Annotated in this window: 29 protein-coding genes, 6 tRNA genes and 1 riboswitch; of the genes, 14 read left to right on the top strand and 21 right to left on the bottom strand. The window is 47.3% G+C overall.

Annotation, left to right across the window (positions count from 1 at the left end):
- Positions 1–195: 195 nt before the first annotated feature.
- The 5 genes from AC4E8D_RS07210 to AC4E8D_RS07190 form a co-directional block, all read right to left on the bottom strand.
- Positions 196–1059, bottom strand: a complete 864-nt coding sequence (locus AC4E8D_RS07210) for a DUF6612 family protein (protein ID WP_076209460.1) — start codon at positions 1057–1059, stop codon at positions 196–198.
- A gap of 67 nt (positions 1060–1126) precedes the next feature.
- On the bottom strand, positions 1127–1549 hold the full coding sequence (locus AC4E8D_RS07205; RefSeq protein ID WP_339240394.1) for a thiol-disulfide oxidoreductase DCC family protein: 423 nt from the start codon (positions 1547–1549) through the stop codon (positions 1127–1129).
- A gap of 188 nt (positions 1550–1737) precedes the next feature.
- Positions 1738–2016, bottom strand: a complete 279-nt coding sequence (locus AC4E8D_RS07200; RefSeq protein ID WP_017690003.1) for a hypothetical protein — start codon at positions 2014–2016, stop codon at positions 1738–1740.
- Positions 2017–2115: 99 nt separating this feature from the next.
- Positions 2116–2361 carry a zinc ribbon domain-containing protein gene (locus tag AC4E8D_RS07195; protein ID WP_036610816.1) on the bottom strand — a complete coding sequence of 82 codons (246 nt, stop codon included), beginning with the start codon at positions 2359–2361 and terminating at the stop codon, positions 2116–2118.
- A 210-nt stretch (positions 2362–2571) separates the two neighbouring features.
- Positions 2572–2991 carry an organic hydroperoxide resistance protein gene (locus AC4E8D_RS07190; RefSeq protein WP_036610819.1) on the bottom strand — a complete coding sequence of 140 codons (420 nt, stop codon included), beginning with the start codon at positions 2989–2991 and terminating at the stop codon, positions 2572–2574.
- Positions 2992–3390: 399 nt separating this feature from the next.
- Between AC4E8D_RS07190 and AC4E8D_RS07185 the strand changes: the two genes are divergently transcribed.
- Entirely contained in the window at positions 3391–4686 is a 1296-nt protein-coding gene (locus tag AC4E8D_RS07185) for an Nramp family divalent metal transporter (protein ID WP_036669231.1), read from the top strand.
- 136 nt (positions 4687–4822) lie between these two features.
- On the opposite strand, the gene AC4E8D_RS07180 is transcribed toward AC4E8D_RS07185, so the two are convergent.
- Together AC4E8D_RS07180 and AC4E8D_RS07175 are read right to left on the bottom strand one after the other, a co-directional pair.
- A complete protein-coding gene (locus AC4E8D_RS07180) occupies positions 4823–5506 on the bottom strand; it encodes an HAD family hydrolase (protein WP_490205999.1) in 684 nt (227 codons plus the stop codon).
- 333 nt (positions 5507–5839) lie between these two features.
- Entirely contained in the window at positions 5840–6238 is a 399-nt protein-coding gene (locus tag AC4E8D_RS07175) for an HAD family hydrolase (protein WP_235193755.1), read from the bottom strand.
- Positions 6239–6353: 115 nt separating this feature from the next.
- A riboswitch (cyclic di-AMP (ydaO/yuaA leader) is annotated at positions 6354–6528 on the bottom strand.
- A 373-nt stretch (positions 6529–6901) separates the two neighbouring features.
- Between AC4E8D_RS07175 and AC4E8D_RS07170 the strand changes: the two genes are divergently transcribed.
- Entirely contained in the window at positions 6902–7381 is a 480-nt protein-coding gene (locus tag AC4E8D_RS07170; RefSeq protein ID WP_490205998.1) for a glutathione peroxidase, read from the top strand.
- 153 nt (positions 7382–7534) lie between these two features.
- Here AC4E8D_RS07170 and AC4E8D_RS07165 read toward each other — a convergent pair.
- Positions 7535–7617, bottom strand: a tRNA-Leu gene (locus AC4E8D_RS07165).
- A 443-nt stretch (positions 7618–8060) separates the two neighbouring features.
- On the opposite strand from AC4E8D_RS07165, the gene AC4E8D_RS07160 reads away from it, so the two are divergent.
- The 3 genes from AC4E8D_RS07160 (at position 8061) to AC4E8D_RS07150 (ending at position 9895) form a co-directional block, all read left to right on the top strand.
- Complete coding sequence (locus AC4E8D_RS07160) at positions 8061–8762, top strand: urease accessory protein UreF (protein ID WP_162158974.1); 702 nt, start codon at positions 8061–8063, stop codon at positions 8760–8762.
- Positions 8763–9028: 266 nt separating this feature from the next.
- Entirely contained in the window at positions 9029–9232 is a 204-nt protein-coding gene (locus AC4E8D_RS07155; RefSeq protein WP_490205997.1) for an XRE family transcriptional regulator, read from the top strand.
- A gap of 27 nt (positions 9233–9259) precedes the next feature.
- Positions 9260–9895 (top strand): nitrogen regulation protein NR(II), encoded by a 636-nt coding sequence (locus AC4E8D_RS07150; protein ID WP_253506406.1) that lies wholly within the window; start codon positions 9260–9262, stop codon positions 9893–9895.
- A gap of 31 nt (positions 9896–9926) precedes the next feature.
- On the opposite strand, the gene urtE is transcribed toward AC4E8D_RS07150, so the two are convergent.
- The 5 genes from urtE to urtA all read right to left on the bottom strand — a co-directional run bounded on the left by urtE (position 9927) and on the right by urtA (position 14822).
- A complete protein-coding gene (gene urtE / locus AC4E8D_RS07145) occupies positions 9927–10622 on the bottom strand; it encodes an urea ABC transporter ATP-binding subunit UrtE (RefSeq protein ID WP_076209466.1) in 696 nt (231 codons plus the stop codon).
- Positions 10600–11409: an urea ABC transporter ATP-binding protein UrtD gene (gene urtD / locus AC4E8D_RS07140; RefSeq protein WP_101314094.1), complete on the bottom strand. Its 810-nt coding sequence runs from the start codon at positions 11407–11409 to the stop codon at positions 10600–10602. The genes urtE and urtD overlap by 23 nt, the downstream gene beginning before the upstream one ends.
- On the bottom strand, positions 11372–12463 hold the full coding sequence (gene urtC, locus AC4E8D_RS07135) for an urea ABC transporter permease subunit UrtC (protein WP_490205996.1): 1092 nt from the start codon (positions 12461–12463) through the stop codon (positions 11372–11374). Before urtC ends, urtD begins: the two co-directional genes overlap by 38 nt.
- A 21-nt stretch (positions 12464–12484) precedes the next feature.
- Positions 12485–13390: an urea ABC transporter permease subunit UrtB gene (gene urtB / locus AC4E8D_RS07130; RefSeq protein ID WP_339307319.1), complete on the bottom strand. Its 906-nt coding sequence runs from the start codon at positions 13388–13390 to the stop codon at positions 12485–12487.
- A 181-nt stretch (positions 13391–13571) separates the two neighbouring features.
- Positions 13572–14822, bottom strand: a complete 1251-nt coding sequence (urtA, locus tag AC4E8D_RS07125) for an urea ABC transporter substrate-binding protein (protein ID WP_221819177.1) — start codon at positions 14820–14822, stop codon at positions 13572–13574.
- Between the two features lie 261 nt (positions 14823–15083).
- On the opposite strand from urtA, the gene AC4E8D_RS07120 reads away from it, so the two are divergent.
- The 6 genes from AC4E8D_RS07120 to AC4E8D_RS07095 are packed head-to-tail and all read left to right on the top strand — an operon-like array spanning position 15084 to position 19867.
- The gene (locus AC4E8D_RS07120) at positions 15084–15386 is read left to right on the top strand and encodes an urease subunit gamma (RefSeq protein WP_076209470.1); all 303 of its coding nucleotides are present in this window, start codon (positions 15084–15086) and stop codon (positions 15384–15386) included.
- Positions 15387–15403: 17 nt separating this feature from the next.
- Positions 15404–15793 (top strand): urease subunit beta, encoded by a 390-nt coding sequence (locus tag AC4E8D_RS07115; protein WP_221819176.1) that lies wholly within the window; start codon positions 15404–15406, stop codon positions 15791–15793.
- Positions 15790–17508 carry an urease subunit alpha gene (ureC, locus tag AC4E8D_RS07110; RefSeq protein WP_339307315.1) on the top strand — a complete coding sequence of 573 codons (1719 nt, stop codon included), beginning with the start codon at positions 15790–15792 and terminating at the stop codon, positions 17506–17508. The genes AC4E8D_RS07115 and ureC overlap by 4 nt, the downstream gene beginning before the upstream one ends.
- A gap of 33 nt (positions 17509–17541) precedes the next feature.
- The gene (locus AC4E8D_RS07105) at positions 17542–18237 is read left to right on the top strand and encodes an urease accessory protein UreF (protein WP_249911497.1); all 696 of its coding nucleotides are present in this window, start codon (positions 17542–17544) and stop codon (positions 18235–18237) included.
- Positions 18238–18270: 33 nt separating this feature from the next.
- The gene (ureG, locus tag AC4E8D_RS07100; RefSeq protein WP_017690021.1) at positions 18271–18990 is read left to right on the top strand and encodes an urease accessory protein UreG; all 720 of its coding nucleotides are present in this window, start codon (positions 18271–18273) and stop codon (positions 18988–18990) included.
- Positions 18965–19867, top strand: a complete 903-nt coding sequence (locus AC4E8D_RS07095) for an urease accessory protein UreD (protein ID WP_339307312.1) — start codon at positions 18965–18967, stop codon at positions 19865–19867. The genes ureG and AC4E8D_RS07095 overlap by 26 nt, the downstream gene beginning before the upstream one ends.
- Positions 19868–19977: 110 nt before the next feature.
- On the opposite strand, the gene AC4E8D_RS07090 is transcribed toward AC4E8D_RS07095, so the two are convergent.
- From AC4E8D_RS07090 to AC4E8D_RS07075, 4 genes are all read right to left on the bottom strand, one after another.
- Positions 19978–20403: a helix-turn-helix domain-containing protein gene (locus AC4E8D_RS07090; RefSeq protein WP_036610863.1), complete on the bottom strand. Its 426-nt coding sequence runs from the start codon at positions 20401–20403 to the stop codon at positions 19978–19980.
- Positions 20404–20572: 169 nt separating this feature from the next.
- Positions 20573–20655: transfer RNA gene (locus tag AC4E8D_RS07085), tRNA-Leu, on the bottom strand.
- 17 nt (positions 20656–20672) lie between these two features.
- Positions 20673–20748 (bottom strand) — tRNA-Lys (locus tag AC4E8D_RS07080).
- A gap of 106 nt (positions 20749–20854) precedes the next feature.
- A tRNA-Glu gene (locus AC4E8D_RS07075) sits at positions 20855–20926 on the bottom strand.
- A 308-nt stretch (positions 20927–21234) separates the two neighbouring features.
- Between AC4E8D_RS07075 and AC4E8D_RS07070 the strand changes: the two genes are divergently transcribed.
- Positions 21235–22011, top strand: a complete 777-nt coding sequence (locus tag AC4E8D_RS07070; protein WP_047842021.1) for a DeoR/GlpR family DNA-binding transcription regulator — start codon at positions 21235–21237, stop codon at positions 22009–22011.
- Positions 22012–22014: 3 nt separating this feature from the next.
- Entirely contained in the window at positions 22015–22911 is an 897-nt protein-coding gene (locus AC4E8D_RS07065; RefSeq protein WP_339307310.1) for a Cof-type HAD-IIB family hydrolase, read from the top strand.
- A gap of 64 nt (positions 22912–22975) precedes the next feature.
- On the opposite strand, the gene AC4E8D_RS07060 is transcribed toward AC4E8D_RS07065, so the two are convergent.
- Both AC4E8D_RS07060 and AC4E8D_RS07055 read right to left on the bottom strand, forming a co-directional pair.
- Positions 22976–23647: an MgtC/SapB family protein gene (locus AC4E8D_RS07060; RefSeq protein WP_091033649.1), complete on the bottom strand. Its 672-nt coding sequence runs from the start codon at positions 23645–23647 to the stop codon at positions 22976–22978.
- Positions 23648–23740: 93 nt separating this feature from the next.
- Positions 23741–24400 (bottom strand): flavin reductase family protein, encoded by a 660-nt coding sequence (locus tag AC4E8D_RS07055; RefSeq protein ID WP_490205995.1) that lies wholly within the window; start codon positions 24398–24400, stop codon positions 23741–23743.
- Between the two features lie 104 nt (positions 24401–24504).
- Here AC4E8D_RS07055 and AC4E8D_RS07050 point away from each other — a divergent pair, with 104 nt between their 5' ends.
- A complete protein-coding gene (locus AC4E8D_RS07050; protein ID WP_449004258.1) occupies positions 24505–25203 on the top strand; it encodes an ArsR/SmtB family transcription factor in 699 nt (232 codons plus the stop codon).
- Between the two features lie 221 nt (positions 25204–25424).
- Here AC4E8D_RS07050 and AC4E8D_RS07045 read toward each other — a convergent pair.
- Positions 25425–25513: transfer RNA gene (locus AC4E8D_RS07045), tRNA-Ser, on the bottom strand.
- A 6-nt stretch (positions 25514–25519) separates the two neighbouring features.
- Positions 25520–25595, bottom strand: a tRNA-Asn gene (locus tag AC4E8D_RS07040).
- Positions 25596–25654: the final 59 nt, after the last annotated feature.

Here is a 25654-nt window from a genome sequence, read left to right as displayed (position 1 = left end):
CTCTCTACTTCAATATGACTATACTATAACACCTTGAACCCTGACCATAATCTCCGCTAAACAGAAAAACACCCCTGATTCTAATCCGGTAAACCTCTCGGCTCACACAGATCTATCTCAGAGGTGCCTGTAACGGCATGCACGGATGCTCGCTTACCGCATTAAATCATCTTCAGCACATTTGGCATAACCAAATTATTTAGCGCTATCCAATGCTTCTTGTGGAATCTTAATCTCTTCCACTTGATCCTGGTTAGAAAATGTACTGTTCATCTTCATGTCCATCGTCATTTTCTGTCCATTCTGTTCCATCTCCATGACCATGGTTACGTCCGTACTTGCAGGCAGATAGGTTTCTTTGTTGATCATGTATTTCATCTTCATGCTGGTGATATTCATCTGATCAAGCATGGCTTGCATCTGGGCATCCGATCCGTTCTGCTCCATCACGGCTTTCGCCAGTTCCTTCACATTATCACCGGATACGTCAGCGTTAATCACATAATTGTCGCCTTCTTCGGTCACTTCAGTATCTTCTTCAATCTTTTTGAATTGCTCCAATTCACCTTCCGGATTCATGCTTGCCTTCATCTGCTCAATCAGTTCCTTGGTTTGAGCTTCAGGAATCGCAACCCATTGATCCCCAACTTGAGAGTAGATTTTATCGGAAGTGATATACTGTTTCACGTTCTGAGCTTCCTGTCCCGACATTTCCATTTTCATCTCTTGATAGATCATCATTGGATCTTTGATAATATCCATTTTGAGCGATGTTTTAACCTGTTGATCCTGAGACTGTTCACCAGCATCCAGTTTCAGATTCTGATCAATATTTGCTTCAGTTGTGAAGCTTTTCATTTCTTTGGTTGCTGCATTGGTTTTGGTAATCAATTCGTCCAGGGTAGGGACCTTTGTTTCCTGCTCCGCAGGTGTATTACCCTCGTTAGATGTTTCGTTGTTAGTCGCTGGCGGCGTTGCCGTATTATCTGTATCGTTACCACATGCTGCCAAGCTCACTGCTAATAATGCCCCGATAAATAATGTAGTCCACTTCTTCAAGTTGTTTTCCTCCCAAAATAGATATGATCTGTAGTCATTACCCAATTATTTCCGTTATTAATCACACTCACAAAAATCGATCTTTGATCTCCGGTGTAGGCAACATGCACGCTTCATCCTTGCCAAACCAGCGATAACGGTTGCGAGCAACCCAGTTATAGACTGCATTACGAATAAATTTAGGCACAATAATGAACACATATAACAACGGATAAGGAAACTTCAGACCTTTGGCCAATCGCAGTGCGGCGGTTGAACGTGTATAGTATTTTCCATTTTCAATCAGAACAAAGGTGTCCATGCTGTCTGTCGACAAATTGCCCTTCACCAGCAGTTCCTTGGCTACATCCGATTGGAGCGATGCAAAATGATATTTCCCTTCCGGGTCACGCTTGATAATCCATTTGGTTAAGCCCTGGCAGAAGTGACAGACGCCATCCACCAGTACGATCGGATGTCCCTGATGCACATCTGTTTGATTTGCTGTCATATTGGCTGCCTCCTATTGTTGCGGTTAGAGTAACTTACCCAATCTGGGCCTTCTTGTTCACTAATTCTAAATTTATTTCTGGATGTTGTTCAATAAGACTGAAAGCCGCTCTTTTTGAACACGCATTAATGGGAAATATAAAGAAAAAGAGCGCAGGCATTGTGCCCACGCTCGTATCTGTCCAACAATTATTCCGTAACTGCCTTTTCCATCCATTGGTCATCGATCATCTGTTGATGCAGGTCACTTGCCCACTGGTCCATACATTTGCAAATGAAATCTTTGCGACATACTGGACAAGGCGTTTTCTGCAGACGGCTGATATTGGTCATCTTCCATTCCGGGGAACGGGAGTAGAATACACGGCATTTTGTACCGTCTACCAAATTCATTTTGAATTCGTACAATCCGTCTTCCTTGTTACCATAAGCTAATTCTAAATCTGCAATACGCGGTCTATAAGACATGGATATCACCTGTTTAATTCAAATTTGGTTCATGCAATGACACTACTCAGTACTAAGTTATATTAAAGAAAATTCAGTTCAATGTCAACTCGCGCATGTCTACCCGCCAAACAGAATATCCAGAATAGTCCCGACCTGCCCCTGTTTTTTCCCTTTCAAGACATCCGGATCAAACACTTCAACATACCCGCAGGAAGCACAAGCCACGAACAGGTAGTGGTTATGCTGTATATCGAACATCTTGCTCAGGCCTGCTCCTGACATGGAAACTTCCTTAATGTTACAATCCGTGCCTCTGCATTTCGTACACACAAATCGCCGCTCAATCATCTCTTCAATACTCATCTTTGTTCCCCCTTTATGGAATGTGTAGCATGAAGTGGGAGTGCAATTATGTAAAATAGTACGCGATCTGGCATCTAGTCTCCTGCATCATGTCCTTATAAGATGATCAACACAAAACCCTGCCGATTGCCAGCAGGGCTTTGTAGTCGAACATCAGGTATCTGGGATACCCTGCTCTATATGTTCCCTTTACTTGCCGGGAGTCAAATCTTAGACTACGTTTAAAACAACATCAATGTTGCCGCGTGTTGCTTTGGAATATGGACAGAAATCATGCGCCTTGCGGGCCAGTTCCTCTGCTTGACTGTGATCTACACCAGGCATGCTAACATCCAGACGAACAGACAGCTGGAAACCGTCATCCGCAGGGTCTTTACCAATGGATACGTTACTTGTAACGACCACATCCTCCAATTTCACACCTGCTTTGCGTGCTACATTGGCAAGGGCACTTTCATAACATGCTCCATATCCAGCGGCAAAAAGCTGCTCAGGGTTAGTACCTTCACCACCGGAGCCACCAAGCTCTTTAGGCATTTTCAGATCATGCTTGAGGACGCCATCCGAAGAAGTCACGGAACCTGTACGCCCACCTTTAACTGTCGCTACTGCTGTATATAAAGCTTCCATTAAGAATCTCTCCCTTATCCATATAGTTTTTATTGCCTTCCTTTCAATTAAACTTCTGGCTCATTTTGAAACGCAATTTTGTATCTTTATCAGCTTTTACAACTTTATTATTTTCATGCATTTCAATGCCATGGCTGTATTTTCCCTAAGGTTGGGTAATATACGAAGGGACATCTACAAGCTGGAACCGAAATTTTGTGCTGATACATAAAAGTTGCACTAGACAAAAATAATTGAAGGAGTACAATGTAACAATAAACATAAAAATTTAGATATATCATGAGCGGGTTGTCCCGCAACATTATTTCCAAATCAAATCATTCAAAGTCAGGTGATTATCGTATGAGTAAAAAAAATCCGTTCCACGCTCCTTCAAAAGAATCATTGTCTACTGCGGGCATGGCCCCTTCCCTTGGAGAAGCACATAGTTCCATGAAAGTTCCGCAGAATGCTGCATGGTGGAAGAAATTCCTCGCCTTTGTAGGCCCAGGATACCTTGTTGCCGTAGGTTACATGGACCCCGGGAACTGGGCAACAGATATCGCAGGCGGCTCACAGTTCGGGTATACCTTGTTATCCGTCATCCTGTTATCGAACCTGATGGCCGTTGTCCTTCAGTCGCTGGCTGGCAAACTCGGCATCGTCACTGGACGGGATCTGGCTCAAGCCTGTCGTGAACGATTCAGCATGCCTGTTGTCATGATGTTATGGATTCTGTGTGAGCTTGCCATTGCAGCCACCGATCTGGCTGAAGTCATCGGTTCTGCCATCGCGTTAAAGCTGTTATTTAACATCCCCATGTTATACGGCGTTATCATCACCGCGGTTGATGTACTCCTGATTCTTGTACTGCAAAACAAAGGCTTCCGCGCTCTGGAAACTCTCGTCATTGTGCTGATGGCAACCATCGCCCTCTGCTTCGGGATTGATCTGTTTCTGGCGAAACCGGATATGGGCGGTGTTCTCCATGGTTTTGTACCCAATGTTGAGATTCTGCAAAACCCGGCTATGCTCTATATTGCCATTGGTATTATCGGAGCAACCGTGATGCCGCATAATCTGTACCTGCATTCTTCCATTGTCCAGACCCGTCAGATCGAACAGACCCCACAGGGCAAAAAAGAAGCCATTCGGTACTCGACCATGGATTCTACAATCGCGTTGACACTGGCCCTGTTCATCAATGCAGCCATCCTGATTGTATCTGCTGCTGTATTCCACAGTGCTGGTATGACGCAGGTTGCTGAGATCGCAGATGCTTATCATCTGCTGACACCTCTATTGGGTACTACGGTTGCAAGCATTCTGTTCGGTGTGGCGCTGTTAGCATCAGGTCAGAACTCTACCCTTACAGGTACACTTGCTGGGCAGATCGTTATGGAAGGTTTCCTGAACATTCGGATTCCGGCTTGGCTGCGCAGACTGGTCACACGTCTGATCGCCATCATCCCGGCGGTAATTGTGACAGCCATTGCAGGAGAACATGGCACAGAAGAACTGCTCATTTTGAGCCAGGTCGTGCTGTCGCTTCAATTGCCCTTTGCTGTAATTCCCCTGGTGATGTTCACGAGTGATAAAAAAAGCATGGGTGCATTCGCCAACAAATTGTGGCTCAAAATCATCTCATGGGTCATTGCCGCAATTATCGTTGTGCTGAATGTATATCTGATCATTCAGACGATTCGGTTATTCTAATCTCGTTCTTATCGACTAAATACTAAAAAGGCTGATCAACTCTGGTATGCAATACCCAAGTTGATCAGCCTTTATTGTTGCAATACAGCAAGGTGTTTCCTTTTATAGTAAAACTCAAACTCCAATAAACAACCATCTAATCCTGATTTGGTATCAGTAACGGCAGGAGTTGATCCAATGAATCAACAGTCCAATCCGCACGTTGGTCATCCGATAGTTCTGGCTGGAATCTTCCGTAACCCTGCATAATTCGAATCGTACGCATGCCCAGCTTCAGAGCAGGTATAATGTCGTTATCGATCCGATCGCCGATCATGACGGCTTCCTCTGGTTCACAACCGGCCTGTTTCAAGGCCACAGCGTATAACTCAGGGTCTGGCTTGGACACTCCTTCTTCAGCCGAACATGCCAGAACATCAACATACTTCCGCAAGCCGTAACTCTCCAGTCTCTCTTCCGTTCCAGGACTCTGATTGGCAATAATGCCAATGCGATAATGCCGTGACAACTGCTGAAGAACGTAATCCGCTGAAGGAAACGGACGTTCAAGATCTTTTTGAAACTTCAACTTGTCCTGAATCTGTTTCTGGTGTCCCTCGTCTTCAACAAATGTGCGAATCGCCACTCTCATAGGCCATTGCTCATATTTCTGGTAACAGTTCGCGAACAGTTCGCGTACCGCCTCAATCTTCACCGGATATCCCAATGCACAGGCTTCGCGGACGAACTGTCCGATAATATCATCAACCGGCTCCCATTCATCCACCAGTGTATCTCCAACATCAAAAAACAACCATTTCAATCCACCTACATCCGGCACGCCAATTCCTCCTTGTAAGCCACAGGTGATTCCTGATCCTAATCGAGTTCAAAAAGTCTGGTTTTCAGTACCGAGAAGATGGAATGAAGCTAGAAATGGAGTAGCGGAGCGTAGGGAAAACTACGTGAGCAACGGACATTTCGGCTGAATTTCATATTCGATGCTGATGATGCCACAAGGCATCCTTCGTAATCAAAAGCGGACTTTTTGAACAACCTCTAAAACCATAAAAAAGAAGACTCACCATCCTGCATGAGTCTCCTCAAACTTCCGTTTATCGATACATTCAATTATAACAGGCACCTTACACCTGAGCAATCACAAGCGATGGCATTAACCATTGAGGAGAAAGCCAACTTCCCCATTGAGCGAATATACGATCCGGTCTGCGCCCATGCCCCGATAGATGCCCTTAGGATGACTCTGCTCCGTAATAACGCACAGGGATTTCGATGTCCATGAACGGCAGATCTGTAAATAACGACAGGTCAGATTCAGGCTGTTCTCGAAAATAAACACGTTGCCTACGCTGCCCTGCGGCAAAAACCATTTTTGAGCTGCAGCCGTGTTCATGCGAATGACATGTTCTACTCCGATTCTACGGAGTCTGCGCTCTTCCCCTGCACTGTTGGTTAGAACGGCAAACGGCATTTTTTTGTACATCAGCAATTTAATAAATTTGCGTCCTGCTTCATTTGGAGCAGTCACTAAGATCATCTCAGTATCCATCATTCGTTCCTCCCTTGGCGTGAAAAGACAACAAAAAAGAAGCGTGGGGGACCAAGGCCTCCCGAACGCTTCTTAAATAATCCATGGCGAAAACACCATGAACCAGCGTACGGCTTGTTGCCTCTCCCTTTAACGCTTACGAGGTTAGCTGACGGATTCGGGCGCGAGAGTCGCCCTATTTCCGGCTGTCACCGGAAAATTCACCCCATGAATGCCACTGTCCTGGACAGCGCATTCTGTTGGTTCCCCCGTTTCCCATTCATCAATGAATGGAAACTCAGCGATTAAAACATCGTTCGTATATCTTAAGGATAAGATCGAGCGATATTATCGTTTGTTTCGTTTTTCAAGTACAATTTTAGTTTAAATTGAAATTACGTAATGAATCATACACCCGTGCCATGGCGGTGTAAAGTCCGCCCAGATCACCGAATCGGCAGATTTTTGGCAATTCCCATCCATAATAACGCTTACAACAAAGTTATACTCTATCTATCTCTCCAAGGCTATCTAATTCTCACTCTCGCGTAAATCACTTCGCAATTCATTCACGTATTCTGCACAACTTGCCTGTTTTGATTCTTTTAACACCATATTAATTTTGCAATATTTAATTGCAACCAATATAATAGAAGATATAAGAGTAAATAAATGGAGGCGATTTAGATGACAGTCTACGATTACAAAGTGAATACCCTTCGCGGTCAAGAAGTTGAAATGTCCGACTACCGTGACAAAGTGCTCCTGATTGTGAATACGGCAAGCTCATGCGGCCTTACCCCTCAATTGAAAGGTCTGCAAGAATTGCAAGACAAGTTTCAAGATGCTCCATTTGAAGTGCTTGGTTTCCCAAGCAACCAGTTTGCACAGGAAAAAGGATCTTCCGACGATATTGCCGAGTTCTGTCAGATGAATTATGGCGTGAGTTTCCCCATGTTTGAGAAAATTGATGTGAACGGCTCAAGCGCTCACCCTCTTTTCCAACACCTTAGCACAGAAGCTCCTGGCCTGCTCGGCTCCAAAGCAATCAAATGGAATTTCACCAAATTTCTTGTGGATCAGAACGGACAGGTAATCAAACGTTATGCTCCCAAAACAACACCGGACAAGATTGAAGAAGATATCAAAAACTTGCTGCAAAAATAATACATTGGCCACCCGTAGCCGGAAGGTAGAGCACCATTGCCCCGGTAATGGATGGCCTTTTTTTCTCTCAACTTTGATGTCAAACTGTTCAAAAAGAACGATTAAAAAGAAGCCTTCCATTAATGGAAAGCTTCTTTTTAATCGTTCATATGATGCGGTCGAGAGGACTCGAACCTCCACGGGCATACGCCCACTACCCCCTCAAGATAGCGTGTCTGCCATTCCACCACGACCGCATGTCGTAAATAATCGGCAACAGAATTGATTATACCGGGTCCAGAACCAAAAGTAAAGTATTTTTTACTACTACTTTTTCAGCTAGGCAATTTCATCAAAAATCGCATAATCTCGTCATCTTTACCCATGAACTGCATATCATTAGATTTGATCCCCTCTTTTTCGGTAAGAGCCGATCTTGTTGATTCATTTATATATAGTCCTTCCTTATATATAGTCTACCCTGCACTTCGCCATATAAGTAACACAATAAGTTATATAAAATAACACAATATTAAATTTCAGATTTAATTCATTAATTTTCACGGATACTATTGACAAAAAGCGGACATTTATGGGATGATAACTATCATATAATTCGGATTTTTAAACACAAAGTAAACAAAAAGGAATATAAATGTCACTTTAAGTGACATTTAACGAACACAGGAGGCGAATGATTGTGAACCGTGGGAATAAGCTGCTCGATTATGTCAAACTGCTTGATTCCTCTATTCAGGTTGGAGGGTTCACCCATTCCTTCGGCATGGATATCCATATCAGGGAGGGTACCATTCGTAATGCTGAAGATCTCGAATCATTCATGCGTTGTCAGTTGCATCCCAGCATAGTTCGTCTTGAAGGTATGGCCATCAAAGGCATCTATACCGCAGCAGATCACAAGGATACATGGCGGATAGCTCTGATCGACAAGCTCGTCCATGTTCAGCGAACCCCTGGAGATCTCAGAGAACAAGCTGCCGCGATGGGTAAACGATTGATCAGACTCGCACGCGCTCTGCACCCCTGGATTGAATTCAGCCAGCTCGAACAGATCTTTGCCAAATATGATTCGGTTGGCTGCCTCTCCACTGTTCACGCCTGGATTAACCACCACCTCGACATCCCGGTCGAGGAGGCGGTCCTTGGTTACCTGCATTCAGCCATGAATGCCTGCATAACCGAAGCCTCCAAAGTCATTCCCCTGAACAACGATACAACCAAGGATCTGATGGTCCGCCTGGCCACAGATCTGGAGAATGAATGGAAGACCGTCAGCGCCTCGGCTGCGGATGGACTGGCACAGCCAACCTCGATGTCCATGAAATCGTTTTTCCCCAGTTTCCATATGCTCGGAGCTGGACTTCATGCCTACAGGGCCTAATCCTCTTCCTCCTCATACCTGCTCCCCTTCATTCAAACAAACTAAAAAACACGCGGCAACCTCCTTGCCGACGTGTTTTTTGTCATTTTATTTGTTTTATTTACGTATTTACGCCATTTATAATCACAAAATACACTTTTTTCCGTCTTTTTTAATTGTTAGATGACGAATTTACGTATATAATGAAACATACAGCTCGCATTTCTATACATTCTACATGAAGAAAGGGCGGCTGAATACTACATTCTAACCAGGGGTGAACCCTTTTGAACAAGAAAAAACCAGTTACTCCGTTCGGATGGGCCATCAAACGACGGCTAACCGAACTTCAAGTGGACCAGAAGACTTTTTGCGAACAGCATGGCATCCCACCCTATCGTTTATCCAATCTTATTCACGGCACACGCAAAGCAACCCGATTCAGGCACCTGGTCGCTGATATTTTGGATATTCCAGATAAACTGAGATAAGATTTCTGCCAAAGGAGGGTCTCATCCATGAGACATGTTACATCCGATCTGGAGAGGCTGTCGTTCCAGTCCATACGTCACCAGCTCATCATCGTTGATGACAATTGGATTATCCAAAGTTGTAACCGTGCCTGGCAACAGGGACTCGGTCAATGCTCACCAAACCCGGATATACACAGTAGTCATAGACATTACCTGCATCTGACGGAAGCCTGGGCAAAACGAGGCAAGAACGCTAACATGGCACTTGTCGCACAGAATTTGAAAGAACGCGGAATACCCTTTAATCGAAATCATACATATGACATCTGCGTGTATACTGTATACAACGAAAAGAGGTGGTTTCGTGTAGAACTCACCCCTCTATCTTATGCAAATTCAATTCTGGATACCGATCTCGCTTTAATTGCACACATGGATATTACCGAACAGAGAAAGACAGAACACCAATTGAAGAAGGCATTGTCTGAAGTGCGCACATTGCGCGGACTGCTGCCTATTTGCGCCGTCTGCAAACAAATCAAGGACGAAGAGGAACACTGGAACTCCGTTGAGAGTTATCTGGAGAAGCATACCCACGCCGAATTCACCCATGACATCTGTCCGGAATGCATTCGGCGGTTATATCCGAAATACTCGAATATCCTGGACAAGCGCTCCTGAAACCTCTCTCCACTCGCCACACTAACTACAACTATACGGAGAGATGATGTTCAAACTGCGACATATCCAGTTCTTGCGGTGTCCCATGCAGGGTTATGGTTCCTTTATCCATGATATAGATGTAATCTGCGGCACTTCGTACAAAATCAATACTCTGCTCTACCAGCAGAACCGAGAGGTTCCCCTTTGCCTTGAGCTGCAAAATAACCTGCCGAATGTCCTCCACGATAGAAGGCTGGATGCCTTCTGTCGGCTCATCAAGTAGCAACAACCCCGGACGCGAAGCCAATGCCCGGGCGAATGCCAACTGCTGCTGCTGTCCACCACTCAGATCCCCGCCCTGCCGTCCATACATCGTCGCAAGCACTGGAAACATCGCCAGTACATCCTCGGGGAACGTTTTTACTCCCGGTGCACTTGTCTCCAGACCTAGCAATAAGTTTTCTTTCACCGTAAGCTGCGGGAAAATCTCCCGCCCCTGCGGTACATAACCGATCCCTGCCCTTGCCCGCTTGGCTGTATCCAAGGTGGATAACTCCTGATTTTGCCACTGAATACTGCCCTTGCGTGTTTTGAGCAGCCCCATTAATGTTTTCATCAACGTTGTTTTCCCTACACCGTTACGGCCCATCAGACACACCACCTGTCCAGGCTGTACATCCAGGTTCACACCACGAAGCACATTGCTTTCCCCATAGCCGGATTCAATTCGTTGCAGCGACAGCATGGTCATCCCTCCTTTTGCCCAGATACACTTCGGCCACTTTCGGGTCTGCCTGTACCTCCGCCATCGTACCTTCCTTCAGCAGTTTCCCTTCATGCATCACCGTTACCTTGGCTGCGAACTCTCGCACAAACTCCATATCATGCTCCACCACCACAACCGAGCGCTCACGCGCAATTTCTTGCAGAAGTCGCCCAGTCTTGTGTGTTTCTTCGTCCGTCATGCCTGCGGCTGGTTCGTCCAGCAACAACACCCGCGGCTCCTGTAGAAGCAGCATGCCGATCTCCAGCCACTGCTTCTCCCCATGTGATAACGCTCCTGCACGAGCATCAACGCGGTCTTGCAGACCAATCTGGAGGGTAACATGCTCCATGGCAGCACTCATTTTCCCATATCGACGAATACCGATGGCTTGCAAAGGGGAACGGCGAGTCTCCGCCGCCAGTGTCAGATTCTCCTGCACCGTCAGACCCGCAAAGATCGATGGGGCCTGGAATTTGCGTCCCACACCTTTGCGAACAATCTGGTGCTCCTTCAGTCGTGTTAATTCCGTGCCATCCGCCATCTTCACCGAGCCGGACATGGGTTTTGTTTTGCCGCATATCACATCCAGCATCGTTGTTTTTCCAGCACCATTGGGTCCGATCAGAAAATGCAGGTCATGTTCATGCAGCTTCAGATTCATGCCTTTGACAGCAACGAACCCACCAAACGCTACCGTAATATCCTCGGCTACCAACACCGCTGATTCCTCAGTAGACTTTAGGTTTTTCCCGAGTGACTTGGACATGCGCACTCTCTCCTCTCCGCTTCAACAAGCGAACGATATGACGATATACACCTACAATACCGTTTGGCATGAACAAAACGACTGTTACAAAGAGCCCACCAATGACAAACAGCCACCCTTCGGGGTAAGCCTCACTTATGCCTGTTTTGGCCGCATTCAGCACCACCGCTCCGATGACCGCCCCAATAAGCGTACCGCGACCACCCAACGCAACCCACAGGACCATCTCAACGGAAGGCACAATCCCCATCATCGATGGCGAGATAATACCCACCTGAAGAACAAACAACATGCCCGCGATGCCTGCAAGCGCACCGGAAAAAGCAAAAGCCAGCGTTTTATATCCTGCCGGATCATATCCGAGGAATCGCACCCGATTCTCCCCATCCCGCGCAGCTTCGAGCACTTGACCGAATCGACTGTTCACCATTCGACGACAGAGCATATAAGCGATCACCAGAACAGCAAGCGTTATATAGTAGAGAGCAATCGTCGTTCCAGCGGAATGAAGTGTAAAACCAAAGATCGAATTATATCCGGTGATGCCATTTGTTCCGCCCGTCCATTCCTGTTTACCAACAAAGAGTGTTACCGTAATGAGAACCAAGGCTTGAGTCAGGATGGTAAAATAAACACCGGTGATCCGGTTACGGAACGTAAACCACCCCAGGGCAAAGGCGAGCAATGCCGGAAGGGCTATCCCCAATAACAGCGCCACCGGGAAGGAGCGAAACGGCTCCCAGAACCATGGCAGACCACTGAGACCACTCCATCCCATGAAGTCAGGAAGTGTTGCTCCACTGGCCTGAAGCTTCAGATACATCGCCATCGCGTATCCACCCAGTCCAAAGAACACCCCATGCCCAAGACTCAGCACACCTCCATATCCCCAGATCAGATCAAGACCAATGGCCAGGATTGCCAGCGCCAAAAACTTGGCTAACAGACTCAAACGAAACTCCGTGGAGATCAGTGGAGCAAGACACATCATAATCAGCACAGCTGCCCAGATAATCCTCATTTTCAGACTGCCAGTCTTGAGTAAAGCGGACATGAACTAACCCCCTTTTTCACGTTAATCGAGACTCCGTGTGCGCATCGCGACCAATCCGCGTGGTTTCCATTGCAGGAAAGCAACGATACATACAAACACAAGCACCTTGCCAATGGAGGCCGAGGTATAGGTTTCGAACAGCGTGTTGAACATACCAATCCCCAATGCACCACACACGGTTCCGATCAATTTCCCTACGCCACCCAAGACAACGACCATGAACGCATCCACAATATAATACGTACCAAGTGAAGGACCTATCGGACCAATGAGCGTTAATGCACAACCTGCAATTCCGGCAATGCCCGAACCAATAGCAAAGGTCATACCATCCACCCGCCGGGTAGAAATCCCAAGACACCCCGCCATGCTCCGATTTTGCATTACAGCCCTCATTCGTCTTCCGGAAGATGTTCGATAGATATAGAGATACATACACAGCAGCACAACCGCAACCAGTGCGATAATGAAAATTCGTTTATACGGAAATACAATGCCATCCGAGATCGCCAATCCCCCATTGAGCCAAGCTGGACTGGACACTCCCACATTTGGTGCTCCGAATATGGTACGGGCCAGTTGTTGCAGCATCATGCCTACACCCCATGTCGCAAGCAGACTGTCCAGCGGCCTGCCATACAGATGCCTGATCAGAACCACTTCAAGCAACCAGCCAATCAGAGCAGCTACAATGAACGCAATTGGCAGAGCCACAACAAAGTAGGCACCAAACCACGCAGCCGGAGCATAGGACATGAACAGATTTTGTGTTACATACGTTGCATATGCACCAATCATGATCAGTTCACCGTGAGCCATATTGATAACATTCATCAGCCCAAATGTTACCGCCAGACCGAGTGCAATCAACAACAAAATCGAACTGATACTCAGACCATTGAACATCTGCAGGATAAACATATCCATCGCTATCCCCTCCTCCATACCGTGACTCTCGATATTTCACATGACTTCAATTAGCGGCAGGAACATTCCCATATTACAGTAACGCTTTACCGCGATACGGTGAGAGGATGTGTTGTCACACCCTCGTTTATGTTTCGACTGCTTTGAAGCGAGTTGCCTGTTTTATTGCGAGGTTTCTATGTTATTTAGCGCTGAGGGAAGCTCCCCATTCATACGTTTTCAGATAAGGGTCCGGCTTGACAGGCTCACCAGAATTCCACAATTCCTTGAACTGCCCATCTTCCTGCACCTCACCGATCCGTACGGTTTTGTAGATATGCTGATTCTCTCCATCCACGGTTACCTTACCTTCCGGAGCATCAAACTCCAGACCCTTGGCAGCTGCCTTCACCTTCTCCACGTCGGTTGATCCTGCTTTTTCCACCGCCGCCTTCCAGAGATAAACCGCCACATATCCCGCTTCAATCGGATCAGCTGTCACTCGATCAGCACCGTATTTTTCTTTATACTTGGCAACAAATGTTGCATTTTCAGGTGTATCCGTTGTCTGATAATAATTCCACGAAGCCAGATGTCCCTTCAATACGTCTGCGCCAATACCACGGATTTCTTCCTCCGCCACACTTACCGAGAGGGTCGTCATCTGATCCGAGGAGATTCCGGCATCCTTCAATTGTTTGAAGAAGGCCACATTGCTATCTCCGTTCAGTGTATTGTATACAATATCCGGCTTCGCAGCTTTGATTTTGCTAATGATGGTACTGTAATCGGTATGGCCTAGCGGTGTATATTCCTCGCCCACCACTTCGCCGCCTTCTGCTGTGAGTTGTGCCTTAATGACCTGATTGGCCGTTTTTGGGAATACATAATCTGAACCGAGCAGATAAAACGTCTTGCCCCTGTTCTCCAGTAACCAGGTTACAGATGGAACGATCTGTTGATTGGTTGTTGCTCCTGTATAAAAAATATTTGGCGACGATTCCAATCCCTCATATTGCACCGGGTAAAACAATAGACCTTTGTTCTGTTCAAACACCGGGAGCATAGCCTTCCGACTTGCAGAAGTCCATCCACCAAATACAGCAGCGACCTTATCCTGTTGCAGTAACTTCCCAGCCTTCTCCGCAAAAGTAGGCCAATCCGAAGCGCCATCCTCAATTACAGGCTCGATCTGTTTACCCAAAACTCCGCCCGCGGCGTTGATCTCTTCAATGGCAAGCATCTCCGCATCTTTAACAGATACTTCACTGATCGCCATCGTTCCGCTGAGAGAGTGAAGAATGCCAACTTTAATCGTATCACCGGATGCAGCCGGCTCTCCTGTACCACCTGAACCCGAAGCTTCAGGAGGCGTAGCGCCCTCCACACATCCTGTCATCACGATGACCGCACCCAGCAAAATACTCCATAACTTGACCGACCTCTTCTTCAATAGCCTACACTCCCTTTTTTTAGTCTATTGACGAACATTAAGGTCATTTGCGTCCGAAATGTTCGTTGATCCAAATTATGGAGGGTTACTCTCTTCATGTCAATATAGCTTACATAATTTTATTTCATGCCTACCTGTTTCATGCATACTGCTAATAAGCCTTGAAGCTTATTGACAAAGAAATCACCCTGTGTGAGTATATTTAACATATAACTTGATTCATGAACATATCAGACACTATAAGCGAAAGGTCGGATTGCCTTGCACTGGACTGAGCAGGAAAAGGAAAAACTCCTGATTACCGTGGCCGCTAACCTCGCCCGTGAACGAAGAGCACGCGGACTCAAGTTAAATGTTCCCGAAGCCATCGCCTTGTTGACCTCCGAACTGATGGAACGAGCACGGGATGGAATGAGTGTTGCCGAATTAATGAGATACGGAGGCACCATCCTGACACGTGAAGACTGTATGGATGGTGTTCCCGATATGATTCCTGAAGTACAGGTAGAAGCCACATTTCCTGACGGTACAAAACTGGTTACCGTACATGAACCTATACGCTGAGAAAGGCAGGAGAAACCATGATTCCTGGTGAATACCGTTTGAAGCCAGATGACGACATCATCTGTCATCCGGATCGTTCAACCCTACGACTCCTTGTCCTTAACCGCGGCGACCGCCCCGTCCAGGTCGGCTCTCACGTTCACTTCTATGAAGTGAATGCAGCACTGGACTTTGATCGCATGTCAGCTTTTGGACATCGCCTGCACATTCCGGCAGGCACCGCAGTTCGCTTCGAACCTGGTGAAGAGAAACCTGTCGAACTCACGACCTTTGGCGGCAAACGCCAAATTCACGGGTTCAACGGACTAACCGAAGGCTCTGCGGATCAAGTTCCTGATCCAGTGAAACTGGAGGCATTCCTGAAGACGTTCTCCCCTCCCATACCAGATGGAGGTGAACCTTCATGAAACGAATGAGCCGTGAACAATACGCGTCCATGTTCGGACCAACAACCGGTGATGCCGTAAGACTTGCAGATACCGAACTATGGGCAGAGATTGAACATGATTATGCCGTATACGGAGATGAGAGCAAGTTCGGAGGTGGTAAGGTTATCCGCGACGGAATGGGCCAGTCAACCACTGCTCTGCGAAGCGACGGCACTCCTGATACGGTTATCACCAACGCTATCATTATCGATCATTGGGGCATTGTAAAAGCGGATATCGGCATTCGGGATGGTCACATCTGCGCCATTGGCAAATCCGGTAACCCGGATACAATGGACGGTGTTCATCCCGCACTGGTCATCGGTGCTTCCACCGAAATCATCGCTGGTGAAGGCATGATTGTAACCGCTGGCGGCATTGATACCCATATTCATTTCATCTGCCCACAGCAGATTCAGACTGCGTTATCCTCCGGGGTCACGACCATGATCGGCGGCGGAACAGGACCTGCAACCGGAACCAAAGCCACCACCTGCACACCAGGAGCTTGGCACATCCACCGGATGCTGGAGTCCGCAGAAGCTTTTCCCATGAACATCGGTTACCTTGGCAAAGGCAACAGTTCCAGTACCGCACCTTTAATTGAACAGATTGAAGCTGGGGTAATCGGCCTGAAGCTGCATGAAGATTGGGGCACTACCCCGAGCGCTATCGACGCTTGTCTGACTGCCGCCGGGGAACATGATGTTCAAGTCGCTATCCACACCGATACACTGAACGAAACCGGATTTCTCGAAAACACCCTGGCTGCGATCAACGGCCGGACGATCCACACGTACCATACGGAAGGCGCTGGTGGCGGACACGCACCGGATATTATCCGGGCCGCTGGGGAGTCCTACGTTATCCCCTCATCAACCAACCCAACACGACCGTACACACGCAACACTGTAGAAGAGCATCTCGATATGTTGATGGTGTGTCATCACCTGGACCCTTCCATCCCGGAAGATGTAGCTTTTGCCGATTCGCGGATTCGTCCCGAAACCATCGCAGCCGAAGACATTTTGCATGATCTTGGTGTGTTCAGCATCATCAGTTCCGATTCACAGGCCATGGGCCGAGTGGGCGAAGTCATTATCCGCACCTGGCAGACAGCCGACAAAATGAAAAAACAGCGCGGCAAACTTGAGCTCAACCCGAATTCCCCCTCCGATAACGATCGGATCAAGCGATATGTCGCCAAGTACACCATCAATCCAGCTATCGCACACGGAATCGGTCATCTCGTCGGTTCGGTGGAAGTTGGAAAGCTGGCAGATCTAATCATATGGAAACCGGCCTATTTCGGTGTAAAACCCGAGATCGTCATTAAAGGTGGCATGATCACGTTTGCCCAGATGGGTGATCCCAATGCGTCCATCCCGACACCTCAGCCCGTATTTGGTAGACCGATGTTTGGAGCCTATGGTAGCGCCATTGCCAGCGGATCGATCACATTTGTCTCCCAAGCCGCAGCAGATGCGGGGATCAAAGAGTTATTGGGCCTGAAGAAACGGGTTGAACCCGTCAAGGGCTGTCGCTCGGTCAGTAAAAAAGACATGATTCATAACGACGTCACCCCCGTTATTGAAGTCGATCCCGAAACCTACGAGGTACGCGCCGACGGCGAGCTACTCACCTGTGAACCCGCAGACGAGTTGCCTATGGCACAGCGGTACTTTATGTTTTGATAGGAATACGGATTAGCTGATAAGGGGGCACTCATGATGAATAGTGGCACGAAGCTACTCCGTTATGTTCAGCTGCTGGATTCAGCCCTGCCCATCGGTGGTTTCTCCCATTCCTTCGGTCTGGAAGCTTACACGCATGATGGCACCGTGCAAAATACCGCGCAGCTTGAACAGTTTATTCGTAGCCAGCTTCACTCCAGTCTTGTACGACTAGATGGTCTTGCCATCAAAGGCGTCTATCAGGCGATAAAACAGCAAGATGCCGCTCTACTTGCCCTGTATGACAAACGTGTCCACGCCCAGCGCTCCCCTCGGGAACTCAGGGAAAGCGGCCACAAAATGGGAAAACGACTGCTCAAGCTGGCCCGTTCACTCTATCCATGGATGGACTTTTCCCTGATCGATGAGGCTATACGGGAACACGGCGCGTATTGTGGCATCACGACCATTCACGGTTATATCAACTATCAATTGGAGATTGAATTGGATGAAGCCGTTACCGGGCATCTGTATACCTCAGTGAACGCTTATGTGAACAGCGCACTTCGCCTGCTGCCCATCGGACAAACCGAAGCGCAGATGTTGATTCAGAAACTGCTTGATGATATCGAAGCGGAATGGGCGCTCATTCGGGAAAATGACCCGGAAGATATGCACAGCTTCGGAATCGCCCAGGAAATCTACGCCATGCGGCACGAGACCTTACCCGCGCGGTTGTTTATGTCTTAACTACAACTTTTATCTAACTTAGGAGGAATTGTTATGTGTGGAGGAGCTAATCATACGCATCATCCGGAGTGGGAACGTAAAGCATTTGATCGGAGTCGTCCGATGCGAATTGGAATTGGCGGACCGGTAGGTTCAGGTAAAACAGCCCTGGTGGAGAAGCTGTCCAAGGCACTGCGTACACGTTATAGCCTTGCTGTCATCACCAATGACATATACACCAAGGAAGATGCCGAAATCTTGCTGCGTCAGAATGCACTGGCACCAGAGCGCATTATCGGTGTAGAGACAGGCGGATGCCCGCACACGGCTATTCGTGAGGATGCCTCCATGAATTTCGAAGCGGTTGACGAGTTGATTGAACGTTTCCCGGATCTGCAACTGATCTTCATCGAGAGTGGCGGCGACAATCTCTCCGCTGCATTCAGTCCGGAACTGGCCGATGTGTTCATCTACATTATCGACGTTGCCCAAGGGGAGAAACTCCCTCGCAAAGGCGGTCCCGGAATCACACGTTCAGATCTGCTGTTAATCAACAAAACCGACCTCGCCCCTTACGTTGGTGCAAGCCTGGAAGTTATGAAAAATGATACCGAACGGGTACGCGAAGGCCGCCCTTATGTCATGTCTAATCTAATGAGCGGTGAAGGTGTATCCGAGATTGTCCACTGGCTTGAACATCAATATATGGATGACGATGCTTCCGCTGCACATCTGCATTCACACAGCCATGAACATGGCACTCACTCGCATTAATTCATCTTCTGTCCCCACGGAAACAGAGCTAAATGGGAATGAAAGTGCAGGTTCGCCCGTCACACGCCGCAGCGAGCTTCGGGCCACCTTTGCCTTTCAAGGCGACCGGACTGTCATGACTGATCGTTATTACAGCGCACCACTCCGGTTTAGCCGATCCTTTCGACCTCCCGGAGGCGGAACCGAATTATGTGTGTACACGTCAGACGTCTCGCCTGGAGTCCTTAACGGGGATCATTATCATTCCGAGTGGGAATTAGGTGAAGGCACCCATGTCATGCTGAGCAGCACATCTGCTACCAGACTCCATCCCACACCTTCCATTCCTTCATCCGTTAATCATCACTTTCGGTTGGGAAAAGGGGCCACGCTGGAATACTTCCCTGAATGCGTCATTCCCTTCAAGGGAAGTTCTTCTTCGCTCGCTGTAACCTTTGAGCTGGAAGAACAGGCAATCCTGGCCTATGCAGATATCTGGTCTGCCGGACGGATTCATCGGGGAGAAGCGTTCCAATTCGAGCGTTACCGCAGCTTGACGGAGATATGGCAAGGTGAGCAACTGGCTGTCTGGGATCGATTCGGACTCGAACCGGATACCGATGATCCCAGACACTCAGCGTCCCTCCTTCACTACACACATACCGCTGCGTTATGGATGATTGCCCCGGGGCTTGGTACTGCGGAGTTGGAGCAAGTCAGATCTGCTCTGCCACCAGATGGACGAATGCTCGCAGGTGCAAGTTTGCTGGCAACCGGTGGAATCGGCGTTCGACTCCTTGGCATGGCAGCTTGGGAACTTCAGGAGCAGTGTCTTCAAATCTGGAATACACTCCGCCCCCATCTGCTGAGCAAAGAAACCCTCGTCTTTCGTAAATAAGGGCGTGAAGTAAGGATGGTTAACACAAAAACCTCTGAACTGTCTCCGAGTGTGTTCGGATTAGTCCAGAGGTTTTTGTACATTCAGTCTATGGATGCTGCTCATATCACTTACGCTTCGTTTTCCTCAGAATCGTTCTCTGACTTGTTCTCAGGTTTATAGCGATAGTCGCCTGCATCCTTGCTTTCCTTGGATTTGCGGTAACGGGTGAACTCAATATATTCGCTGATAAAAGACTGTTCCACAGTCGATAATTCACTTTCTTGGCAATTCAATTGCCGCAAAACGTCAAAAAAATAATCCTCCCGTTTTTCCCGAACCATCGCTTCCTTCGATGGACGTCCAATCATGAGCCAGTCGAGGCTCACATCAAAAAACGAAGCAATCTCAATTAATTTATTCGTACTCGGAATAGACTTGCCACGTTTCCAATCACCCAGATTGCCTGTGCTAATCTTCAGCTGTTGGCAGAAAGCCTTCTTGGTCATTCCTCGTTCGGCAATCAGGTGTTCAATTCGCTCATAGATCGACTGCATACAAGAACCGCCTTCCAACCGTAATAATCAACTCATCTGCTTGAATTATACCACATTATTCCTGAATGCTCAGCCTTTATATGCCTGGAACAGGATAAGGTATATCGTATAACACAAAGATAGACTCCCATGAATGATCATAGAAGTCTATCTTATATTGTTGCTGTGATGCGGTCGAGAGGACTCGAACCTCCACGGGTATACACCCACTACCCCCTCAAGATAGCGTGTCTGCCATTCCACCACGACCGCATATTCAATTGTAAAAATGGTGAGCCATGAAGGGCTCGAACCTTCGACACCCTGATTAAAAGTCAGGTGCTCTACCAACTGAGCTAATGGCTCTTGCTGTAAACTTCACCGGATGTGCCATGCTTCATTCTTGTCTATAAGAGCAATGACTTTGAGGATTACTCATCGAAAATGTAGATCTCATGAGGTGGTGAAGATATGACCCGTAGGGGATTCGAACCCCTGTTACCTCCGTGAAAGGGAGGTGTCTTAACCCCTTGACCAACGGGCCTTAATAACAAGTTGTCTTTCTTGGCGACAAGAATGAGTATACCACAGGACAATTTGAACTTGCAATACTTTTTTTGAAATTTATTTTTCAAGCCTTTTTGTCCATTGCATACTGTTCTTCAGAGGCCCGTTAATCGCCACCTCTCCTATTCATGCCAGTGTCATCACTGTGCAGGAAAAATGTAAATCATTCATTAAAACACTTACAAAAACTTACGTTCACTTATAATATTGCAAATCACATTAAAAATACTTATAATTAAAGTATCAGTATAAGTACGGTCATCCATACACTCGGAGGTGACATGTTTGTTTCAAGAAGAACGAATGCAGCTCATTGTTGAACATCTACGCAAACACAATCGCATCTCAGCCGATGATATTGTCGCCTTGTTTGATGTATCACGGGATACTGCACGCAGGGATCTGATTAAGCTTGAGGAACAGGATGCCATTATCCGAACACGTGGCGGTGCGATTCTCCCCCCTCCTCCGCAAGAATTCAGATCCTACAAAGACCGTTTACTCGATGTATCTGAGGAAAAGAGGGCCATCGGCAAACTCGCTGCGGCCATTGTAAGGGAAGGCGAGATTATTATTCTGGACTCTTCCACGACTGTGCAGGCCTGTGCCGAGAACTTAAACGGCAAATCCTGTACCGTCATTACTAATTCGATTCATTCCGCTGATCTTCTCTCCAATCACACTGCTGTCCAGATTCGTTTGCTCGGAGGCAAAGTAGACAAGGAACAACGTTATGTCTACGGTACCTCTGTTATCGAGACCCTCTCCCACTATTATGTAGATAAAGCCTTTATCGGAATTGGCGGTATCACCATGGATGGCTTCAGTGCTTCCGAAGAGGAAGGGAAAATTAAACACCAAATGATGAAAGCTGCCAAGAAAGTTGTTGTTCTTGCAGATCAATCCAAGTTTGATAGACGTTATGGTTATCGTTTTGCCGACTGGTCATTGGTGGATGTATTGATTACGGATCAATGGCCAACCAAAGAATGGCTTGTTTTTCTAGCCGAACAACAGGTTGAGATTCTCATTCCTGAACCTACAGATGATAAGGAGTTGTAAATTATGAAATTATTTGCCACAGATTTAGATGGAACTTTGTTGAACATTGATAGCCAGATTAGCCCGGAGAATGCCGCAGCCATCCAAAAGGCCCAGCAATCCGGTATGAAAGTTACCATTGCAACAGGACGTGTCTATTCCGATGTTGTGACCATCAGCCGCGAAGGCGGAATCAAAACCCCGATTATCGGCTCCAATGGAGCGACAATTCATGATGCAGACGGTGAACGTTTATTCCATCTTCCGCTCGAGCGTGACACAGCAGCTTCCGTCATGCAGTGGCTGGAAGATCATGATGTCTATTATGAGGCTTCAACGCAACAAGGCATCTATGCCCCGCGTAGCAGTCATGAGACCTTGCTCGCCGAGATGGAACGTGTTCTTGGTTCAAACCCTGGTGAGGACATTGCACGCATGATTCGCTCCATCAAGAAACACTATGACAAAAAAGACTACCACCGCGTAGACAGCCACCTCGAAATTCCGGCAGAAGCCTACATCTATAATATTATGGCCTTCTCCATGAATCCGGACAAAGTAAAGACTGGTCGAGAATACTTCGCTTCCCGATCCGATGTCGCCATGGTTGTATCCTTTGAGCATAACTTCGAAATGCAGCACCCGGACGTATCCAAAGGTAATGCCCTCACCAAACTGGCGGCTCACCTGAACATCTCCATGGAGGATACCGTAGCGATTGGCGATAACTTCAACGATGTCTCCATGTTAAAAATGGCAGGACTCGGCATCGCCATGGGTAATGGCGAACCCGAGATCCAGGCATTAGCCAAAGCCATAACGTTGACCAATGTGGAGCACGGTGTAGCCCATGCTATCGAGTGCCTGCTTGAAGGTAAACCGGTGTCCCGTCCAGAAACGATTGTCGGAGAAGGTCAGTAATTGAACCCATACTGAATTAAGTACTGAACCTGCATGGTCGCCTGTTGATCCATGCAGGTTCTCTTCATTTTAACTCCGCAGATCGAACGTGAGGCACGTCCTGTAACAAAATAATCAGTTGCTCACCCCGGTACGAACCCGGTAGTTGCAATGTGAACTCAAGCACAGTCTCTTCCACGGAGTCTGTGCTTGTTTGCTGTTCTGTCTTAAATCCGATGACTGATATCTTCTCCTGCCCCAGCAGTGCCAAAACAGTCTTCAGGGCCTCTCCCTCATTTTGCAGATGGATGGTTAACGTCTCTGTTCGGGCGGATACCAACCAGCGTGTGGGTCTATGCAGTAACATCTGTGCCACGACAATAAGCAGTGTCACGCCTGCACCCGTCCAATACAGACCTGAACCCACAGCAAGTCCCATGCCTGCCGTAGCCCATATGCCAGCCGCTGTGGTCAATCCCCTGACCGTGTGACGCTGTGTGAAGATCATCCCGGCTCCAATGAACCCCACACCGCTAACGACTTGTGCAGCAATCCTTGACGGATCAAGAGACAGATTGGCCCAGCCAGCCTGATCCTGGAATCCGTATTTGGATACAATCATCATCAGGGCAGCACCAACGGCCACCACAAAATGAGTACGAATCCCCGCCTCTTTCATTCGGTTCTTGCGCTCATATCCGATTAGCACACCACATATTCCAGCTATGAGTACACGCATCAAATATTCCACTTCCATGCACATCACCTCTTTCATTATGTATATGCTTACATTAGTCTATCTTTACTATTACCCAATCTTTACATGACTAATAAAAAGCCTCTACTCAGGTCACTTCTCTGCCCGGAAATTTTCCCCTTGTCTCTTGCCCAATCCGAAATATTGTCTGAAATTATATATCAGCGGATGCCATTCCTCTGGATTAATCTTGTTCGGTCCAGATATTAGTCTTGTGTGCGCGTGCACCTTCAACGCTTTCACTTCAACAATCGCCATGAACGGTGTATGTTCGGGAATACGTATGTGTTGTACAGCCGCTTCAATCTGGAGCGGACATTCAACTATTTTATCTGGATCCACCTGAACCGAGCATTCGGATGTCAGTCCAGCTACAGTGAATTTATCATGGCAATATTCATAGCCCATCTTCCTTTTCTCCTCAGGAACCGGTGTGACTCCCGTATAACGTCCTAATGCCTCAACCTGTCTCCACATGGTCGCATCTGGTAAATTAATCACACACTCCGGATGTCGACTCAGATTTTCATAGGCTTTGCCCTGTGTACCTAGACCGAGAACCAGACAATCCCCCAGCGCCCAAGACGAAGATAATGGTGACAGGTTGGTTGACCCATCCTCATTTAATGTGCTTAGCAGCAATACGGGCGTACCATAATATAAAATACTGGGATTAATCGTCTCATGTTGAATCACTGCTGGACTCGCGGACAACTGCTCTGTAGCAAAGTCCTGTTTCGTTATTTTTTTCATCCTGAACCTCTCCTGTTCCCATTCCAATGATATATAAGCTCAATCTGACCGTAGGACGATACAACTGGATTGTAATACAGTAATAGTTCAGATATGATCGAAGTATGAATGTATATCCGAATATTACTGTTATTGCGTCGTTAATCGCTGATCCAAGCCGCGCTATTTTTCTGTCATCCTTACTGGATGGCCGTGCGTTGCCCGCAGGAGAGCTTGCTCATATGGCAAGTGTCACTCCCCAGACGGCAAGCAGCCATCTAGCTAAACTCGTAGAGGGAGGATTACTCGAAGTTGAACAACAAGGACGCCATCGATACTACCGTCTTGCAAACAAAGAAATTGCTAATCTGATTGAAACGATGGCCAGTATTGCTCCGCCTGTACAGATCCGCTCTCTCAAACAATCCGATCAGCTTCAACAACTGAGTCATGCACGGACCTGTTATGGTCATCTGGCCGGGAAATTGGGAATCTCACTCTGTGAAGCCTTAATACAGAAGGGGTATCTTTCAGAGCCCGAAGAGGCACACAGCAAGGATTATCAAGTTACAGAGAAAGGAATACAGTGGTTCACTACGTTTGAAATTAAACTTCAGATGAAGCCAGGATCACGCCGGGCCATCGCTCGCAAATGTCTGGATTGGAGCGAACGCCGTCATCATCTCTCAGGTATACTTGGGGAACAACTCAGACATCGATTATCGGAACTGGACTGGATTCGTCAAAAAACAGGAAGTCGCTCTGTCGAAGTAACGGAAGCAGGCAAGAAAGGTTTATACGAGGTGTTGAGCATCACACTTTAAGCAGAAGCGTATACAAGGGATAACCAAAGATCAGTACACGCAAAAAATCCCCTTCACACTGACCGTTAACCGGTCTAATGTGAAGAGGATTTTTTGTCATTCAGAACGGAGAGAGAGAGGTACTCTCACTTCGTTCGAGACTGCGAAGTATTGCTAACGAAGCTTATGCTCCGACGAACCTTTAGGGTTCTCATCCCTTTGCAGAGAAGTTTAATTCAGAACGGAGAGAGAGGGATTCGAACCCTCGCACCGCTTACGCAGTCTAACCCCTTAGCAGAGGGTCCCCTTATAGCCACTTGGGTATCTCTCCAAGAAATGGCTCCCCGAACAGGGCTCGAACCTGTGACAACTCGATTAACAGTCGAGTGCTCTACCAACTGAGCTATCAGGGAAAATTAACTTGAATAAGACTAATCTATCATGATTAATAATCCAAGTCAACATGCCTTTC

The sequence above is a fragment of the Paenibacillus sp. SRL342 genome (assembly GCF_984798905.1).
This window is presented reverse-complemented; position numbering and strand designations above follow the sequence as displayed.

Excerpts from the sequence above, each read along its gene's own strand:
- ureG (WP_017690021.1), top strand. The coding sequence starts at position 18,271 with ATGTGTGGAGGAGCTAATCATACGCATCATCCGGAGTGGGAACGTAAA.
- AC4E8D_RS07175 (WP_235193755.1), bottom strand. The coding sequence starts at position 6,238 with ATGATGGATACTGAGATGATCTTAGTGACTGCTCCAAATGAAGCAGGA.
- AC4E8D_RS07195 (WP_036610816.1), bottom strand. The coding sequence starts at position 2,361 with ATGAGTATTGAAGAGATGATTGAGCGGCGATTTGTGTGTACGAAATGC.
- AC4E8D_RS07185 (WP_036669231.1), top strand. The coding sequence starts at position 3,391 with ATGGCCCCTTCCCTTGGAGAAGCACATAGTTCCATGAAAGTTCCGCAG.
- AC4E8D_RS07115 (WP_221819176.1), top strand. The coding sequence starts at position 15,404 with ATGATTCCTGGTGAATACCGTTTGAAGCCAGATGACGACATCATCTGT.
- AC4E8D_RS07105 (WP_249911497.1), top strand. The coding sequence starts at position 17,542 with ATGATGAATAGTGGCACGAAGCTACTCCGTTATGTTCAGCTGCTGGAT.
- AC4E8D_RS07090 (WP_036610863.1), bottom strand. The coding sequence starts at position 20,403 with ATGCAGTCGATCTATGAGCGAATTGAACACCTGATTGCCGAACGAGGA.
- urtB (WP_339307319.1), bottom strand. The coding sequence starts at position 13,390 with ATGGATATGTTTATCCTGCAGATGTTCAATGGTCTGAGTATCAGTTCG.
- AC4E8D_RS07170 (WP_490205998.1), top strand. The coding sequence starts at position 6,902 with ATGACAGTCTACGATTACAAAGTGAATACCCTTCGCGGTCAAGAAGTT.
- AC4E8D_RS07200 (WP_017690003.1), bottom strand. The coding sequence starts at position 2,016 with ATGTCTTATAGACCGCGTATTGCAGATTTAGAATTAGCTTATGGTAAC.
- ureC (WP_339307315.1), top strand. The coding sequence starts at position 15,790 with ATGAAACGAATGAGCCGTGAACAATACGCGTCCATGTTCGGACCAACA.
- urtD (WP_101314094.1), bottom strand. The coding sequence starts at position 11,409 with ATGTCCAAGTCACTCGGGAAAAACCTAAAGTCTACTGAGGAATCAGCG.
- urtC (WP_490205996.1), bottom strand. The coding sequence starts at position 12,463 with ATGTCCGCTTTACTCAAGACTGGCAGTCTGAAAATGAGGATTATCTGG.
- AC4E8D_RS07055 (WP_490205995.1), bottom strand. The coding sequence starts at position 24,400 with ATGAAAAAAATAACGAAACAGGACTTTGCTACAGAGCAGTTGTCCGCG.
- AC4E8D_RS07050 (WP_449004258.1), top strand. The coding sequence starts at position 24,505 with ATGAATGTATATCCGAATATTACTGTTATTGCGTCGTTAATCGCTGAT.
- AC4E8D_RS07095 (WP_339307312.1), top strand. The coding sequence starts at position 18,965 with ATGAACATGGCACTCACTCGCATTAATTCATCTTCTGTCCCCACGGAA.
- urtE (WP_076209466.1), bottom strand. The coding sequence starts at position 10,622 with ATGCTGTCGCTGCAACGAATTGAATCCGGCTATGGGGAAAGCAATGTG.
- AC4E8D_RS07190 (WP_036610819.1), bottom strand. The coding sequence starts at position 2,991 with ATGGAAGCTTTATATACAGCAGTAGCGACAGTTAAAGGTGGGCGTACA.
- AC4E8D_RS07205 (WP_339240394.1), bottom strand. The coding sequence starts at position 1,549 with ATGACAGCAAATCAAACAGATGTGCATCAGGGACATCCGATCGTACTG.
- AC4E8D_RS07065 (WP_339307310.1), top strand. The coding sequence starts at position 22,015 with ATGAAATTATTTGCCACAGATTTAGATGGAACTTTGTTGAACATTGAT.
- AC4E8D_RS07060 (WP_091033649.1), bottom strand. The coding sequence starts at position 23,647 with ATGGAAGTGGAATATTTGATGCGTGTACTCATAGCTGGAATATGTGGT.
- AC4E8D_RS07150 (WP_253506406.1), top strand. The coding sequence starts at position 9,260 with ATGAGACATGTTACATCCGATCTGGAGAGGCTGTCGTTCCAGTCCATA.